This window comes from Bacteroides ovatus (assembly GCF_001314995.1).
Lineage (GTDB): Bacteria > Bacteroidota > Bacteroidia > Bacteroidales > Bacteroidaceae > Bacteroides > Bacteroides ovatus.
On record NZ_CP012938.1, the window covers coordinates 5,351,022 to 5,367,618 of the forward strand.

Annotated in this window: 19 protein-coding genes and 3 pseudogenes; 9 read left to right on the forward strand and 13 right to left on the reverse strand. The window is 40.3% G+C overall.

All coding sequences use genetic code 11. The annotated features are described in order from the left end of the window. Window positions 1–91: 91 nt before the first annotated feature. Window positions 92–1,153, reverse strand: a complete 1,062-nt coding sequence (gene aroB, locus Bovatus_RS20185; RefSeq protein WP_004301156.1) for a 3-dehydroquinate synthase — start codon at window positions 1,151–1,153, stop codon at window positions 92–94. Window positions 1,154–1,233: 80 nt separating this feature from the next. Here aroB and Bovatus_RS20190 point away from each other — a divergent pair, with 80 nt between their 5' ends. The 7 genes and pseudogenes from Bovatus_RS20190 (at window position 1,234) to cls (ending at window position 8,753) form a co-directional block, all read left to right on the forward strand. Then, entirely contained in the window at window positions 1,234–1,638 is a 405-nt protein-coding gene (locus Bovatus_RS20190; protein ID WP_004305412.1) for a hypothetical protein, read from the forward strand. An 83-nt stretch (window positions 1,639–1,721) separates the two neighbouring features. Then, a pseudogene (locus Bovatus_RS20195) lies at window positions 1,722–3,575 on the forward strand (carboxypeptidase-like regulatory domain-containing protein); the annotation flags it as partial. Window positions 3,576–3,651: 76 nt separating this feature from the next. Next, window positions 3,652–4,056, forward strand: a complete 405-nt coding sequence (locus Bovatus_RS20200) for a hypothetical protein (protein ID WP_004298116.1) — start codon at window positions 3,652–3,654, stop codon at window positions 4,054–4,056. Then, the gene (gene tnpB / locus Bovatus_RS20205) at window positions 4,044–4,394 is read left to right on the forward strand and encodes an IS66 family insertion sequence element accessory protein TnpB (RefSeq protein WP_004296723.1); all 351 of its coding nucleotides are present in this window, start codon (window positions 4,044–4,046) and stop codon (window positions 4,392–4,394) included. Before Bovatus_RS20200 ends, tnpB begins: the two co-directional genes overlap by 13 nt. An 86-nt stretch (window positions 4,395–4,480) precedes the next feature. Beyond that, the gene (gene tnpC, locus Bovatus_RS20210) at window positions 4,481–6,046 is read left to right on the forward strand and encodes an IS66 family transposase (RefSeq protein ID WP_052587919.1); all 1,566 of its coding nucleotides are present in this window, start codon (window positions 4,481–4,483) and stop codon (window positions 6,044–6,046) included. 61 nt (window positions 6,047–6,107) lie between these two features. Then, window positions 6,108–7,181: pseudogene (locus Bovatus_RS20215) on the forward strand (outer membrane beta-barrel protein); the annotation flags it as partial. 132 nt (window positions 7,182–7,313) lie between these two features. Next, the gene (gene cls / locus Bovatus_RS20220) at window positions 7,314–8,753 is read left to right on the forward strand and encodes a cardiolipin synthase (protein WP_004301164.1); all 1,440 of its coding nucleotides are present in this window, start codon (window positions 7,314–7,316) and stop codon (window positions 8,751–8,753) included. Window positions 8,754–8,777: 24 nt separating this feature from the next. Here cls and Bovatus_RS20225 read toward each other — a convergent pair whose 3' ends face one another. The 5 genes from Bovatus_RS20225 to Bovatus_RS20245 form a co-directional block, all read right to left on the reverse strand. Then, entirely contained in the window at window positions 8,778–9,311 is a 534-nt protein-coding gene (locus Bovatus_RS20225; RefSeq protein ID WP_004301165.1) for an RsmD family RNA methyltransferase, read from the reverse strand. Between the two features lie 151 nt (window positions 9,312–9,462). Then, window positions 9,463–9,780, reverse strand: a complete 318-nt coding sequence (locus Bovatus_RS20230; protein WP_004301167.1) for a hypothetical protein — start codon at window positions 9,778–9,780, stop codon at window positions 9,463–9,465. Window positions 9,781–9,814: 34 nt separating this feature from the next. Beyond that, the gene (locus tag Bovatus_RS20235; RefSeq protein ID WP_224440818.1) at window positions 9,815–10,276 is read right to left on the reverse strand and encodes a hypothetical protein; all 462 of its coding nucleotides are present in this window, start codon (window positions 10,274–10,276) and stop codon (window positions 9,815–9,817) included. Window positions 10,277–10,474: 198 nt separating this feature from the next. Beyond that, a complete protein-coding gene (locus Bovatus_RS20240) occupies window positions 10,475–10,684 on the reverse strand; it encodes a hypothetical protein (RefSeq protein WP_004301170.1) in 210 nt (69 codons plus the stop codon). A 27-nt stretch (window positions 10,685–10,711) separates the two neighbouring features. After that, the gene (locus Bovatus_RS20245; protein WP_224440817.1) at window positions 10,712–11,044 is read right to left on the reverse strand and encodes a hypothetical protein; all 333 of its coding nucleotides are present in this window, start codon (window positions 11,042–11,044) and stop codon (window positions 10,712–10,714) included. Between the two features lie 218 nt (window positions 11,045–11,262). Here Bovatus_RS20245 and Bovatus_RS20250 point away from each other — a divergent pair, with 218 nt between their 5' ends. Both Bovatus_RS20250 and Bovatus_RS20255 read left to right on the forward strand, forming a co-directional pair. Next, a complete protein-coding gene (locus Bovatus_RS20250) occupies window positions 11,263–11,514 on the forward strand; it encodes a helix-turn-helix domain-containing protein (protein WP_004301172.1) in 252 nt (83 codons plus the stop codon). 14 nt (window positions 11,515–11,528) lie between these two features. Beyond that, window positions 11,529–12,098, forward strand: coding sequence for a hypothetical protein (locus Bovatus_RS20255; RefSeq protein WP_004301173.1), 570 nt, complete (start codon window positions 11,529–11,531; stop codon window positions 12,096–12,098). A gap of 747 nt (window positions 12,099–12,845) precedes the next feature. On the opposite strand, the gene Bovatus_RS20260 is transcribed toward Bovatus_RS20255, so the two are convergent. The 7 genes and pseudogenes from Bovatus_RS20260 to Bovatus_RS25315 form a co-directional block, all read right to left on the reverse strand. Further along, window positions 12,846–13,655, reverse strand: coding sequence for a phage antirepressor (locus Bovatus_RS20260; RefSeq protein WP_004301175.1), 810 nt, complete (start codon window positions 13,653–13,655; stop codon window positions 12,846–12,848). A 1-nt stretch (window position 13,656) separates the two neighbouring features. Further along, window positions 13,657–13,992, reverse strand: coding sequence for a hypothetical protein (locus tag Bovatus_RS20265; RefSeq protein ID WP_004301176.1), 336 nt, complete (start codon window positions 13,990–13,992; stop codon window positions 13,657–13,659). 50 nt (window positions 13,993–14,042) lie between these two features. Continuing rightward, a complete protein-coding gene (locus Bovatus_RS20270; RefSeq protein WP_004301177.1) occupies window positions 14,043–15,215 on the reverse strand; it encodes a hypothetical protein in 1,173 nt (390 codons plus the stop codon). A gap of 17 nt (window positions 15,216–15,232) precedes the next feature. After that, entirely contained in the window at window positions 15,233–15,481 is a 249-nt protein-coding gene (locus tag Bovatus_RS20275) for a hypothetical protein (protein ID WP_004301178.1), read from the reverse strand. Further along, window positions 15,462–15,776, reverse strand: a complete 315-nt coding sequence (locus Bovatus_RS20280; protein WP_004301179.1) for a helix-turn-helix domain-containing protein — start codon at window positions 15,774–15,776, stop codon at window positions 15,462–15,464. Before Bovatus_RS20280 ends, Bovatus_RS20275 begins: the two co-directional genes overlap by 20 nt. A gap of 45 nt (window positions 15,777–15,821) precedes the next feature. After that, on the reverse strand, window positions 15,822–16,052 hold the full coding sequence (locus Bovatus_RS20285; protein ID WP_004301180.1) for a helix-turn-helix domain-containing protein: 231 nt from the start codon (window positions 16,050–16,052) through the stop codon (window positions 15,822–15,824). Between the two features lie 163 nt (window positions 16,053–16,215). After that, window positions 16,216–16,395 (reverse strand): annotated as a pseudogene (locus tag Bovatus_RS25315) (tyrosine-type recombinase/integrase); the annotation flags it as partial. Window positions 16,396–16,597: the final 202 nt, after the last annotated feature.

Sequence of the window (16,597 nt, forward strand, 5' to 3'; positions counted from 1 at the left end):
AGGCAATAATATCTATAGGGATTGGGAAGAGAAAGGGAATGAAGTCTATTTCATTCCCTTTTATTATGCGGTATATCTGATGTAGGATGGGTTAAATTCCCATACATTCGCGATAGAAGTCGAGCATTTCGAAGATAGTGTCCTTATCGGCAGTCTGATTGATGCAAATGTCTCCAATATCTTTTAGTAATGTGAAATTGATAGTGCCTGAAGTATTCTTTTTATCATGCGTCATAAATGCATACAGTTGGTCATATTTTTTGCAGTCGAAAGTAAATATGCCATAATTATCCTTGATAAACTGGATCGTTTGCCGCATTTTCTCTTTCGGGAAACCTACTTTGAGATGAGAAAGATACAGTTCGCACACAATTCCCCAAGCTACTGCATATCCATGTAATACAGGACGGTTTTCTGCCAGTGCCATACTTTCGAACGCATGTCCTACGGTGTGTCCCAGATTTAATGCTTTGCGGATTCCATGTTCGAAGGGATCCTGTTCTACAATATCTTCTTTCACTTGTACCGATTGGCCTACCAATTGTTTGAGAGCTGCATAATCAATACTAGAGGAATCGAAATTGAGCAATTCTGCCCAATGTGCCGTATTGCTAATCAAACCATGCTTCAACATTTCAGCATATCCGGAGAAGAAATTGTGTGTGTCCAATGTGCGTAGGAATTCAGTTTCAATCAATACACTGTTTGCCGGAGCGAAAGCACCGATTTCATTTTTCAGTCCGTTGAAGTTGATTCCTGTTTTACCCCCCACTGATGCGTCCACCATGGCGAGCAGGGTGGTTGGTATATTGATATAGGAAATGCCCCGTTTGAATGTAGCTGCGGCAAAACCTCCGAGATCTGTCACCATCCCTCCTCCAAGATTGATAAGTAAAGAGTGGCGGGTAGCCCCTTGAGTGCTTAATGCCATCCAGACGGAAGCGAGTGTTTCCAGAGTTTTATGCACATCTTCTGCTCCGATACAGATTTCTACAGCATCTTTCAACAGCCCCGATTCCTTTAGAGAGGGGAGACAAAGACGCTGGGTATGCTCGTCTGTGAGGACGAATAATTTGTCATGCGGACATAGCTCAATGGCACGACCGAGGCTCGTTTCCAAGCTTTCGCAGAGAATAACTTCTTGTTTACTCATGATTCTTTTGCTTTTTTACTCTGCAAATGTATATAAAATATCTTTTTTTACTTACTTTTGTCTCATTAAAACGTTTAATCATGAAAGCATTATTACCTGTATATTGTCGTCCTTTAGGATATGTTGTCTTGTTGGTAGCTCTGTTTATCCCTTTTATTTTGGTGATGCAGGGAGTAGTAACTGATACTAATTTGCTGTTTTATAAAGAATGTACAAAGTTGTTGATGATGGCAGGATGCTTGTTGATAATCTTTGCATTGAGTAAGAATGAAAGCCGTGAAACGGAGCAAATCCGGAATTCGGCTGTTCGTAATGCTATCTTTTTGACATTCTTGTTCGTCTTTGGTGGTATGTTGTGGCGTGTTATGCAAGGAGATGTGATAAACGTCGATACTTCCTCTTTCCTTACTTTTCTGGTTTTTAATGTGCTTTGTCTGGAGTTTGGTCTGAAAAAAGCGCTTGTTGATCGATTCTTTAAAAGATAATTTTCTTTTCAATTAAACCTTTTGCGATTCGATTTGTCAAAAAGACATTGTTATTGCTACTAATATAATCGTAAATAAGGTAAATGAAAAGATTTTCAGCAGGGTTGGTGCTGATGTTGCTATGCACCTTCTCAATTTTTGCACAGAATAAGGTTATTACCGTTTCGGGACGTGTGGTGGAATCCGATACTAAAGAGCCCGCAGCGCAGGCTACAGTTCAATTGCTATCATTACCTGATAGTGCTTATGCCGCCGGTATAGCCAGTAGTAACCAGGGATGGTTTACTCTCCCCAAAGTAAAAGCCGGAAAATATGTGTTGAAAGTTTCCTATATTGGATTCCGAACCAAGCTCGTACCGGTACAATTATCTGCTAACGCCACTGATAAAAAATTGGGAACCATTACATTGGACCCTGATGCTGTCATGCTGAAGGAAGCGGTGATTACTGCCGAAGCTCCGCAGGTGGTCGTGAAAGAAGATACGCTGGAATATAACTCAACAGCTTACCGTACTCCCGAAGGGGCGATGCTCGAAGAGTTGGTGAAGAAACTTCCGGGAGCAGAAATAGACGATGACGGTAACGTCAAAATCAATGGTAAAGAAGTAAAGAAGATTATGGTGGATGGTAAAGAGTTCTTTGGCGGTGATGTGAAAACCGGATTGAAGAACTTACCGGTCAACATGATCGACAAACTGAAGACGTACGATAAAAAGTCTGATTTGGCACGTGTTACCGGAATAGATGACGGAGAAGAAGAAACTGTTCTTGACCTGAAAGTGAAGAAAGGTATGAATCAAGGTTGGTTTGGTAATGCAAGTGTTGCCGGTGGTACAGAAGATCGTTACGGAAGCAACTTGATGTTGAATCGTTTTGTCGATAATAGCCAATTCTCTTTAATCGGTTCTGCTAATAATGTGAACGATCAGGGATTCTCCGGTGGAGGTGGCGGACCTCGTTTCCGGAACAGCAATGGTTTGACTGCTACCAAGATGTTAGGGGCTAACTTTGCTACCCAGACTGAAAAATTGGAACTGGGAGGTAGTGCCCGTTATAATTTCAGTGATCGGGATGCAACATCTACAAACTACTCGGAACGTTTCCTGCAAAATGGAAATTCTTATTCAAATTCGAACAGTAAAGGCCGCAATAAGAATACGAACTTTAATGCAGACTTTCGGTTGGAGTGGAAACCGGACACATTGACAAATATCATTTTCCGTCCGAACGTTTCTTATGGAAAGTCTAATAGTTATTCTATTTCCGAATCGGGAACTTTTAATGGAGATCCATTTAATTTGGTGTCTAATCCTAATGAGTTTTTGAATAAGATTTTCTGGGGAAGTACGGATGATCCTTTAGAAGCTATTCGTGTCAACGCCAGTAATAGTGAATCAAAATCTGAAGGGCAGAATCTCTCTGCAAATGCTTCTTTGCAAGTGAATCGTAGATTGAATAATCAGGGACGAAACATCACTTTCCGTGGTACATTTAGTTATGGAGATAATGACAGCGAACAGTTTAGTGAATCATTGACGCGTTATTTTGATGATAATGCAAAAAAAGAAGATGATGAGCGTAAACAATATACTACTTCTCCAACCAAAAATTATGATTATACTGCCGAACTGACCTATAGCGAACCGATAGCGAGAGCTACCTTCTTACAGTTCCGCTATAAATTTCAATATAAATATAGTGAAAGTGACAGAAGTACATACAGCTTGATTCCTGATGCCGATAAAGGACAGGATTGGTTTTGGAATTTTGGTGATGGCCTGCCTGTAGGATATGAAGAGAATAAAGATAGAGATTTGAGTAAGTATGCTCAATATAAATATTATAACCATGATATTAATGCAGGACTAAATATTATCCGCGAGAAATATAGATTGAACTTTGGAGTATCTTTGCAACCGCAGAACACCAGATTGGATGTAAGCGTCTCCGCGATTCTATCTTGTCGCCCTTTTTTCATTCTTATATTTTTGCTATGTATAAAAATGAAGCATTATGGATTTAGCAGAAAATCGATTTGGAAAAACTTGGAAACATTTCCTTGAAGTATTGAAAGTAGACTACAATTGTTCTTTAGCCGATGTTTGCCGCGATCAGCATACCACTTTTGGTGGTATGAGTTCCTGGATGTCCAGACGGGGCTATAGCGTTAAACAAGCCAAGGCAGATGTGGTCCGTGATTATTATGGCGGCGTTGAACCCTCCCAACCGACAACTTCCTCTCCTTCATTCACTCAAATAGCACCCGCCATGTTGTCGGAAGAAGAGTTTAGTCTTGCCGGGATCACAATCACCTTTAACAGTGGAACCACCATTTCGGTCAAACGGGCCACACCCGGTGGTGTTATTAAAATGTTGCGCGATTACGAAAGAACGGAGGGAGATCCATGTATTCTCTAACATCAGCCAATCGCTACTATCTGTACCAGGGCTTTGTTCGTATGAACCTTGGCATTGACGGTTTATTCAAAATTATACGATCGGAAATGAAGGACTTGTCTCCCGTTTCCGGAGATATCTTTTTATTCTTTGGTAAAAACCGACAAAGTGTAAAAATACTGCGTTGGGATGGCGATGGCTTTCTTCTGTACTACAAGCGCCTCGAAGGTGGAAGTTTTGAGTTACCGACATTTAACCCCAATACAGGCAATTACGAGATCTCTTATCAGGTTTTGTCTTTTATCTTAAATGGAGTGTCATTAAAGTCTGTACGGTTGAGAAAACGTTTCAGGATCTAATTCAACATTCTGATTATTAGTTATTTGTGCTAAAGATATCATCCGGTTTATTTGGCCAATTCGTTGATTTTTTATATCTTTATGCCATGAAAAAGGATGAGATCATAGAGTTATTGAAGGAACAAATCAAGGGATTACGAGATGACAACAACAGACTCTTGGACCAAATAGATGCTTTGATAAAGGAGGTTTCTTCCCTTAAAGAGGCACTCCTTCAAAAAGGCGAATCTCTTAGCAAGCAACAGCGCCTTACTAAGGGACTCGCCAAACTTGTATCCAACACATCCGAACAGCAACAGGCTCCCCAATCTGCCATATTCGAAGAAGAGCGGCAGAAGATAGAAGCGGAAAAAGCAGATAAGCGTAAAGCAAGAAAGAACAATGGGGCCAAACGTGACATGCATTATGAGATGGAGGAAGAAGAACATGTCGTTTATCCCGATGATCCCGATTTTGACATCAATAAGGCCCGGTTGTTTACCACTGTTCCCAGAATATGCGTCCGCTATGAATGTGTACCCATGCGCTTCATCAAGCATGTCTACAAGATACACACCTATACGCAAGAAGGTCGCCTGTTTGAGGGAAAAACACCGGCTTCGGCCTTCTTGAATTCCAGCTATGACGGTTCATTTATTGCCGGATTGATGGAATTACGTTATATACAATCGCTACCTGTTGAAAGAATCATCAACTACTTCGAGAGTCATGGCTTTACGCTGAAGAAACCTACGGCTCATAAGTTGATAGAGAAAGCCTCAAACCTCTTCGAAAATCTTTATAAGTGCATCCGGCAGACAGCTTTGAGTGATCCTTATAAGGCAGCCGATGAAACCTATTACAAAATACTCGTCCCAGAAAAGAACAGCAAGGGAAAAGGAGTCAGGAAGGGATACCTTTGGGTGGTTGTCGGCATAAACACCAGGATGATATACTTGCTCTATGATGACGGCTCCCGGTCTGAAAGAGTTATTCTTAACGAATTAGGCAGTTGCAAAGGTATCATACAAAGCGATGGTTACTCACCTTACCGGAAGCTCGAAAGCGATGCTTATCCCAATATCACACGCATCCCGTGCTTGCAACATATAAAACGGAAATTTATAGATTGCGGTGAGAAGGAGCCGGATGCAAAAAGAATCGTGGAGCTGATAAACGCACTTTATCAAAACGAGCATAAGCATAAAGTTGGGGTTGAGGGATGGACGGTAGAACAGAATCTTATGCATCGAAAAAAGTATGCGCCGGACATACTCGGAGAAATAAAAGATGTGCTTGATGAAATAGAAGAACGGGGGGATTTATTACCTAAGAGCGAACTGCAGGAAGCCATTACCTATCTTCGCAATGAGTGGAATGCAGTGGTGGACATCTTTAATTATGGTGACACTTATCTGGACAACAATATGGTTGAACGGATGAACCGGTACATATCCTTATCTAGAAAAAACTCATTGTTCTTCGGCAGCCATAAGGGGGCCGAACGAGGCGCCATACTCTATACGATAGCACTCACTTGTAGGATGCATAAAGTGAATCTATTTGAGTATCTCACGGATGTGATAAACAGAACAGCCGAATGGCAACCGAACACACCAATTGAAAAATACAGGGAACTGCTTCCTGACAGATGGGAAAAGGCTAATGACTAAAAAGGGATCATTAGCCTTTTTATTTTAATACACTATATAGAATCGCGGAGACGCTTACAGATTGGATTATAAGAAAGCCGAAGTAGATACTGTAGTAAAAAGAAATGTGTTCAATTTTGCTCCTAACGTTGATTTTCGTTACAGATTTTCTAAAGTCAGCCAGTTGCGCTTTACCTATCGGGGACGTGCAAGCCAGCCGAGTATGGAAAATTTGCTTGATGTAACTGATGACTCTAATCCGTTGAATATCCGTAAGGGTAATCCGGGATTGAAACCTTCTTTCTCTCATTCTATGCGTTTGTTTTATAATACTTATAATGCAGATAAACAGCGTGGCATGATGGCTCATGTAAACTTGAATATGACTCAAAATAGCATTACTAATGCCACTACTTATAATCAGAGTACTGGTGGAGTGACTGTTAAACCGGAGAATATCAACGGAAACTGGAATGCGATGGGAATGTTTGGATTCAATACAGCATTGAGAGACAAGCGGTTTACCATAAATTCTTTCTCCCGTGCTAATTATACCAATGCAGTTTCTTATCTTTTTAATGACGATACTAAAATAAATGACAAGAACACTAGTACGACACTGACTTTCGGAGAGAATCTGAATGGAACTTTCCGTAACGACTGGTTTGAATTTACCTTGAATGGTTCAATCAACTATAACTTTGAGCGAAATCAACTGCGTCCGGAAAACAATCAAGAACCCTATACATTTGGTTATGGTGCAAGTACTAATATCTCTTTACCTTGGAGTATGACGTTGTCTACCAATATCACTAATAACGCTCGTCGTGGTTATCGTGATGCCAGTATGAATAAGAATGAACTTATTTGGAATGCACAGATTGCCCAAAACTTCCTGAAAGGCAATGCCGCAACCATCAGTTTTGAAGTATATGATATTCTGCGGCAGCAATCTAATATCAGCCGTTCGTTAACAGCCGATATGCGTTCTGTTTCTGAATATAACGGAATTAATAGCTACTGCATGCTTCGTTTCTCTTATCGTCTGAATGTTTTTGGAAATAAAGAAGCTCGCGGCAATATGCGTCATGGCGGTTTTGATGGTGGTGGACCTCGTGGCCCGCGTGGTGGCTTTGGAGGTGGCAGACCACACTAAAGCAGAGTAATAGGTTTAAATAAAAACAGGAAGTCCCGGCACAACGATTCAATGTTGTTGCCGGGACTTCTTTGTTAATCCGAGAATTTACTCTATATTTGTTGTTTAGTATTCGTATGAAAGGAGATTCCTATGATTGATTGGAACTATATGCTTAGCCAGATAGCAACAGTGGCTTTTGATATTCTTTATTTTGGAGCCATTATCGGTACGATTGTCATCATCATTCTTGACAACCGGAATCCGGTTAAAACCATGGCATGGATACTCATATTACTTTTCCTTCCTATTGTCGGACTTGTCTTTTATTTTTTCTTTGGGCGGAGTCAACGTCGCGAACGTATCATTGGGCAAAAAAGCTACGACCGCTTATTGAAGAAACCAATGGCCGAATATCTCGCACAGGATTGTTCGGACGTTCCTTATGAATACTCCCGTCTTATTCAGCTTTTCCAGCAAACGAATCAAGCGTTTCCATTTGAGGGGAACCGTGTGGCAGTCTATACCGAAGGATATACCAAACTTCAATCATTGTTGCGTGAACTGCAAAAAGCGAAGCAGCATATCCACATGGAATATTACATCTTTGAAGATGACGCTATCGGGCGTATGGTCAGGGATGTGCTGATAGAAAAAGCTTCTCACGGGGTTGAAGTACGGGTTATCTATGATGATGTAGGTTGCTGGCATGTGCCTAATCGTTTTTTTGAAGAAATGCGCAATGCCGGTATTGAAGTCAGGAGCTTTTTGAAAGTACGTTTTCCTTTATTTACCAGTAGGGTGAATTACCGCAACCATAGAAAGATTGTCGTTATTGACGGACGCGTGGGCTTCGTTGGGGGAATGAACCTGGCAGAACGTTATATGCGTGGCTTTTCTTGGGGGATTTGGCGAGATACGCATATCATGTTGGAAGGCAAGGCAGTGCATGGTTTACAAACGGCTTTTTTGCTTGATTGGTATTTTGTAGACCGTACGTTGATAACCGCTTCCCGTTATTTTCCGAAGATTGACTCTTGCGGAAGTTCTTTAGTGCAAATTGTCACGAGTGAGCCTATCGGGCCTTGGAAAGAAATCATGCAGGGATTGACTGTTGCCATTACCAGTGCAAAAAAATATTTCTATATGCAAACACCTTATTTTTTGCCTACAGAACCAATATTAGCAGCTATGCAAACAGCAGCATTGTCTGGGGTGGATATACGCTTGATGTTACCGGAACGTGCAGATAACTGGATAACTCATCTTGGATCGCGTTCTTATTTGGCAGATGTGATGCAGGCAGGTGTTAAGGTCTATTTTTATAAGAAAGGTTTTCTACATTCTAAGCTGATGGTTTCAGATGATATGCTTTCCACTGTAGGCTCTACCAATGTTGACTTCCGTAGCTTTGAGCATAACTTTGAGGTGAATGCTTTTATGTATGACGTAGAAACTGCCCTTGAAATGAAAGAAATATTTCTTCAGGACCAGCGCGAAAGTACACAGATCTTTTTGAAGAATTGGGGCAGACGTTCGTGGAGACAAAAAGCTGCGGAGTCTATCGTGCGTTTATTGGCTCCGCTACTTTAATAAGGATGAAATTGTATTTGGATCTTATCTGAATAGTGAGAAGTTCACACTTCCATACACCCTTCTCTCAAGGAAATGTGGATTTTCTTCGAAATTATTATCTTTTCCATGCTCCAGTACCAATAATCCTCCTTCTTTGAGAAGATTATTCTGAAAGATTAATTCGGGGATTGTTTCCAACTCTTTTAAAGCGTAGGGAGGATCGGCAAAGATGAAGTCGAACTGTTCGCGGCCATTCTTGATAAACTTGAATACATCTCCGCGTATCGGCAGACATTTGTCTGTCTGCACCTCTTTCATGATTTTGCAGATGAATGAGTGATGTGCAGGATCTTTCTCAATGCTGATAACACGGTCGCATCCACGGGATACCAGTTCGATACTGATGCTTCCTGTCCCGGCAAACAAATCAAGAGCTGTTATTCTTTCTTCAAAATCGATATAGTTATTGAGTACATTAAACAGATTTTCTTTGGCGAAATCTGTCGTAGGGCGTGCTTTAAATGTTCGAGGCACGTCAAATCTTCTTCGTTTGTAAATACCGCTGATTACTCGCATAAGGTAATGAACTTTTGTAATATATTGAATATCAGTAATAAAAAGCCCGCTTTCCTAATGGCGGGTAACAAATTAGTAACAAAACAGATGAAAAACTGTCTTTTGCGGGCTTCTTTGAAAGCAAAGATAGAAATTATTTTGGTACTTATTATCATTCTGAATTGCTATTTTGTTTTTCCATTCTTTCAATAGCCCTATTTATAATAGAACTAACTACGTCTATTATTGTGGTATTATATTTATCAGCTAATAAGCTTATCTTTTGATAATAATCATCTGGAATAATCCCGGATACCCCCCTAAATTTCATAGGAACATCTTTAGGGCGTTTATATTTATCAATAAAGCAATCTATAGCCCACTGAACCGCCGTATAAGGAGAAACGCCCAAATCATCCGCTAATCTTTCAAATTCGGCACGTGTTTCCGGTTCTAATCTTGTTTCAATTTTCTTATTTTTAGTTGTCATCTTCTTTTTTTGCCAAAGTTACTAATAAAATCTATTACCGAACGAATAACCGAACCTTTCCCGTTTCCCCTCTGTCACCCGGCACACTTCCGGCTCTTTCCTCGCAGAACTTTCTAAACGCTTCGACATTCCCAGATGATAGAATAAATTCAGTCGCTATTTCTTTAGCTGTCATTTCCTCGATTACTCGCCTACGTAAACGCCTCATCTCTATTTCCTGCTCATGAATCTTGAGGAACGCCCCTTGCGCTTCAATAGTATTAGTATAAGCCTTCAATAGTAGATTATTGATTTCGTCGTATGGATTCTCAAAGCCCGCCAATTTAACCGAAAGCAAACAGGTAGATAAATTTCCCCACACTTCGGGATGCGCTTGCATATTCCTTTTTAAACGCTCGTTTCTTTCTTCTGATAGTTCCGTTACGCTTTCGCGGGAGCAATCCATGTACGCCCCGTCTGCGTCTCCTAGATGAATCATTTCTCTATCTAGTTGCATACCTTTCACCGGGCGACCGTCCGCGCCCAAAATAACTACTTCTTCCATGATTTTATATTTTGTTAGATGTGAATAAATCGAGTTTGTAAGATGAGGCTACACACAGTGCTAGCCCTGTTATGTTCGGTGCGGCTGTCTCCGCTTCCGTGGCAAATAGCAGGATAACGCCCGCTATTAGTCCGAGTAAATAAATCGCTCTCATAGTGAGTAACTTAATAATTCAGCTTGTATACTAATCAACCTCATTATATTGGGAGTAAGCAGACCGGAACGAATTACGCCGTTATCTTCCTGCAGGCATCCGAATAGCTTTTGAATAATTCCCGCATTTGCTAGATTCGCCTGGCAAATGACACTCATTCGCCACATGCCGGAATCCTGTTTGATACTGATTTCTAATTCTTTCATTTGAATATGTATTTAGTTCGTTAATAATCAATCACCGCAATAATTTCCCCATCCGCTAAAAGATGAATAATGCTCGCCGCGTCCGTATCCGTATGCCAGACATTCAGCCTCAACCTTTGCGGCACGTTCAGCGCGTTCACGCTTTGCGGCTTCTACTTCCATTGCGATACGTTCGGCTCTCTCTGATTCGATACGAGCGGCGCGGGCGGCTAGTTCCTGCGCTTCCTGTTTCTTCGCTTCGTGGTATGCGATTGTTTCGGCGCGGCGGTCTGCTATTTCTTTGTTGAACTTCGCAACTTTCCAAGCCTTTTTTAATGCTTCCGAGAAGGTCGGGTACTTTTCCGGTCTAAACTTTCTCATCGTGTGGGCTGATTTCATTATTTCGCTTAAATTGTACCGTTTCATATTATAAATGTTTTATTATTTGTTTTACGATACAAACATAATGTATATTATTTGTTTTTGAACTACGAAATATAAAGTTTAACTTTTGTTTAACTCAAAAAGTAAATGCTATAGTATTTGTTTTGTCGCTTTTTAAATATATCTTTGTACCATTAAAATAAATACTATATATTATGGAATTAAGAATCAAAGAATTATGCAAGGCAAAAGGTCTTTTGCAAAAAGAATTAGCCGAGAAGATCGGAGTAACAGATATAGCTCTCCGCGCTTCATTGAAAGGTAATCCAACTATTGGAACATTAGAAAAGGTAGCTAATGCGCTTGACGTGCATATTACGGAGCTATTCGACCAACCAAAGAACAATACAGCCGGAATCACGTGCCCGCACTGCGGAAAAAATATCAATATCAAAATAGAACTATAATTTTTTATAATACCATGGATACTACACACACTCAATTCATAGCTAGTATAATTCTTCCTTTAATGTTGTTGATTTGTACGGCAGTCTATACAGTGATAAATTATAAAATGCTTAAAGAAAGCAGGGCTACACGATTGCAAAAAATAACTCCTAATATTGTGGCGTATTTGTCTACAACAGAAATTCACGGAAGCGGAACGCTAATTCTTCACATTACTAATATAGGTGAGGGGGTAGCTAGAAACGTCAAGTGTGAAATATATAAAGATTTCGAATGGATTAAAGGTGATCCACTTTGTAATAGGGGAATTTTTAAGTCAGGAATAAATGTGTTTCCTCCACAATACAAATTGCAATATTACATTTTGACTAGCTGCGGAAGTTTTGACTTTTCGCGTGAAGATGCCTATATAGAATTTGATATAATCTGCGAAGATATATTAGGTACAGAAATACGCTCTAGGTTTAAACTTTCATTTAAGGAAATAGATGCCCAAAATTATTCAAGCCCTCCTAATGACTATAAAAACAGTGTTGTATATCACCTCAAAAATATAAATGAAACATTGAAGAACAAGGGATAACTTGGGCTGTTCGATTGGCTGTTCGATTGGCTGTAAAATTTACAGTAGTAGACATGCCAAAGTAGTAAAATACGAAAAAATCGTAGTAAGCTACTTTGGCGTAGGCTACCCAGTCGCCCGTTGGTTAGTTGTTGGTTGCTTCGTTGGTTGCATCGTAAGCGTTAGGGCTTGTAACGAATGAGTATTCAATCAGTTGCACCGAAATTTTATTGGTTATTTTGTTGGTTGATTTGCGTATCTATTTGCGTGTCGTCTGTCCCTTATCCTGTCCCTCTACCTGTCCCGGAACGTTCCAATCTAAGCCGTAAAGATATTGAACTACAATAAGTTGAGACGGTTCTAATCTGCCCCGCTTGCTGTCCCTTGACCTGTCCCGGCTCGCTCTGTATTCAATCAGGAAGCACTAAAGAATAACAAAACGTTTCGACCTGATACACTTTTCTTCGTCTCGCTTTCTTGATTCGGTTCGCTTCATGTCACTACGTAAATACAAGCCCGTAGCGGAATTATCTTTCTTTGCGTGATAACTTGATAGACGGCGAGGCGTTCGACTGTCTCGCGGCTTCGTATTCGGTTATGAACAATACTAGGCGGGTGCGAACGCTTCGAGTTATGGCAAAGGGGGTATGATTTTTATTTTTTGACGCGGTTCCGTGAAACCCACTCTACCCCATCTTTTTACACGCGGGATATTTTTTGGGGGTGGGGGTGACCGTTGGGGGTAGTAAAATTTATCATTACTCATCTTTAATTCAGTAGTTTAGATGTCGTTTCCTGATATAAATTAATAATAAAATATGCGCCTTTTTCCGTCCAATACATGTGCTCTATCGTTTTAATTTCACCTGTTTTTGAATCGGTGCGGGCAAATGTTTGATAACCTTCCAATCCCTTTCCGCGAAGATCGGAGTAGAGAAAATACAAACCGCTTTGTTTATACTGTATTCCTGATTCACATAGGAATTTATTTAACCTTTGGGCACTTATTCCCAACTTTGCGGCTATCGTGTTGGTAGTAATCAGAGACGACGAAGATAACACAGTATCGAAATACTCCGCTTTTGGCTGCATCGCTTCAATAGCTTTTGCGTTAGCCTCTCTTTGTGCACGGAGCAAGGCGTTTTGTTCCTGCTCGCTCTTTAGGGTGGTGAGCAACTGTATCAGGGCGTCCGGGTTCTGGAACATCTGCACAACAGTTTCGGGCGTCATATACGCGCCATGTTTGCGAATACTTGGCAATATCTCTTCACATACCCAATCTTGAAAGGCTTCCGCTTGCGGTAATTTGGATCGCATTATTAATCTAATAACGTCGCCCTCATTGATAAATGACATTTCTACTACCTGATTCGTTACTACGCCGTGTTGATTGGTTGTGCGAGAGACCCCGTCGCGCTTTGTCACTCGCTTGCAATGCTTACTAATCGCATCTCTAGTATTCGCGTATCCCAATGCTCGCGCCACATCTACAGCCGCAAATAAAGGTTCTCCGCTTTCACTTGTTGCGGTTCTTACTTCTCCGAATCTCTCATTTTTGAAAATAGTGATCTCGTTCATCTTAATTTGATTTTAAATTGTGTTTACTGCTGTTTAAAGAATCGTGATTCATGGAGCGTTTCGGTTTCACATATTCGAAATGCCTTTCAGAGTCGGACAAATCACTGAACATCATTTCGATTTCTTCCGGTACGGGTTCAATCTCCGTATCATTGGCAGGGTCAGCAACCCGAAGAAAGCAGGATAAAATGTACTGCATGATTTCGTAATTGCTTTTAAACTTGAACTTTTTACGGATTTCATCGAGTCGTTCCCATTGCTTCGGGTCAATACGTACCGGAACTTTCTTTGTTTCTCCCATTGCTTTGCGCCTTTCGGCTTTCTTTATTGCATCCATAGTTTTAACGTGTTATGTGTTAGTATTCGTTTTATCATTGTTATAAAGCCTCATCCTGTGTTGAGTTCAGCCGGATCGGGCGGCTTTCCTCTACATTTTCCGGTGTTTGAATTGGTGTTGTACTTTTTCGCATTAAATAATGGTGGGTTGTTGGCGTTTGGCGGTGGTTCGTTTTCCGGTGATAAAAATGCAACCAAAACGCCCTTTATCTTAATTCCGTTTTGGTTGCACTTTTCACTATTTGATGAGGCATACAAAAACTCCGTTTCGGTTTCACTTTTGGCATTTCGTTCCTGTTGGATATTGTTGCTTTCATTTACTTTATCATCGAAATTTTCCTTTGCAAAAACTCCGTTTCGGTTGCATTTTTCGTTATCCATGTCTCGCAGATACTTACATTCTATTGAAATGAGATTTTTTAAATTCTCTTTTATCTGTGTAGCTCCGATCCGTTCGGCTAATGCAATAAACTTCTTTTTCATCCTGCATCGTTTAACCTTGCCAAGTGCTTGCCAATCATCACCAAGAAATAACGCAAATAAATCTCGTTCTTTCTTGCTTAATCCTTCCAATGGTACAGCCTCAACAATTACAACATCTTCCAACGTATCGAGCAAAAGAGCCTCAAACCTTTCCCAAACATCGACACTAAGCAAGTATCCCAACATTGGCGTATAGATGTGCTTTTTCTTTAAATATGTATTTGTTGCGCTTATCTCAATACGTAGAATACTATCAAAGCCCGATACGCCGCACTGTTTTCCCTTATCGTATATTTTTAGCTTATACGAATCGGCTTCGTAGATAAGCCCTATCTTTCCTATCGGAGTAAATGTATAACCCTTGTACATTCTTATCGCTTTCAATATTCGTTGCGGATCATAGGGTAGTTTTAAATTTACGCCAAATTCGACGCTATAAAGCCGCGTAATATCGGAATTAATCCCGTAGACTTTTTGCAATTCAGTAAATACACGGCACAAGTCAGACAGCCGGAAAGAATCGGCATTATGCAAACCGCCGTTAGCGTACTTATGTAGGCTTCCGTGTAAATTACATAATTTGCGGATTTCTCCCGTAGTTACGTCTACTCTGTCAGTGAAACCAAATATCAGCCCCTCAATGTTAATATAAACCGCTTTAGGGCTTATATCAACACCTAGTTTATTGGCTAATTGGTGCACATCAAGGGCTAGACTACTTGTTTTAAAGCCGTCGATCATTGAATAAATTAGTATGATTAAAATATACTTAGCTGTGAATTATCTTTCAGCCTCAAAAACTCTACAACCGCACCTGTATGAGGTGATTTGTCTTTCTTGGCAACCTCTATAAATCCCTCATCGACTAGATTGTAGACGATACGGCAAACATTACTAATCGGTTTGTTTATGGCGTTCACAATATCCAGACGGCAAAAGGTTTTATTCGGGTTATTGGTGAATAGTGCACGCGTGGCGGCGACTTTGTTAATGTGTCGATTTACCACGTTGCCCCCCTTTCTGTATTTTGCCTGTTATTATATAATTAACGGCTTCCGTTTCGATTTCGTCGGTCGTTGCTACCCGATTTTGTTTCATCCAGTTTTCAATCTCGGAACGGTCGAAATAGATTATCTTATTAGGTTTGTAAAATGGGATTTGGTGCGAACATGTGAGTTTATACAGGTGTGATTTGCTTAAACCTGTCAGTAACATAACGTCATCTAGGCATAATACATTCTTCGCTGATAACAATGTTAGTTTCTCGATTCTGTCTAATTGAACTTTAATATCTGTTTCCATGCTTTTTCGTGTTTAATCGGTTGGTGTTGTGTTTCAATAAGGAAATTAATTAGGAGTAATAAACACCCTGCGTATACCGATAAACGCCGCTAGTTCGTCTTTACGGAATAACAAGTTTCTTCCTATTTTGTAACATGGAATCTCGCCACGTTTTACCCATTGGTAAATGGTGTGCTTTGATTTGTGGAGAATACGGGCGGCTTCATCTACGCCAACTAATGTGCGCTCGCATACGTTGTCCTCTGATAAATTGGCTGTTGTTGTAAATTCATTCATAACGATATATTTTAAATTGATAATATACCGTTATGAATGTAAGTTGTTGTTTTGGTAGCTCTAGTGTCCGACACTATCGGAGATAAAATGTACAAAAAAATAGCGCATTGGTATTATGCGCTAAAAATCAGGTATGTAAGAGATTTAAATTTTAAGTATCTTTTTAATCCATAATACTTGGGATTGAGTTTACCGCATCTCTTTTTTTTTCGTTAATCACATCTGCATATATTTGGGTCGTCTTAATATCTGCATGTCCCAAAAGTTTGCTAACTGTGTAGAGTTCTGCGCCATAAGTTATACTAAGAGTGGCGAATGTGTGACGGCTTACGTGGAAAGTGATAGGCTACGCAAGGAAAAGCAGACAGAAGAAGATTAAACGTAAACCGTTTGAAATGAGCATTGTTTCAGTATTTTGCCAAATTGAGAAAATGCAAATGACAACGTAATATTGAGGTTGTTCAGTTACCAGACCGTTAGCCGGGCAGTTACCGGAACGAGAACAGGTAACGGAAAGCAATGAAAAGAAATCCTCACCGTTTTGT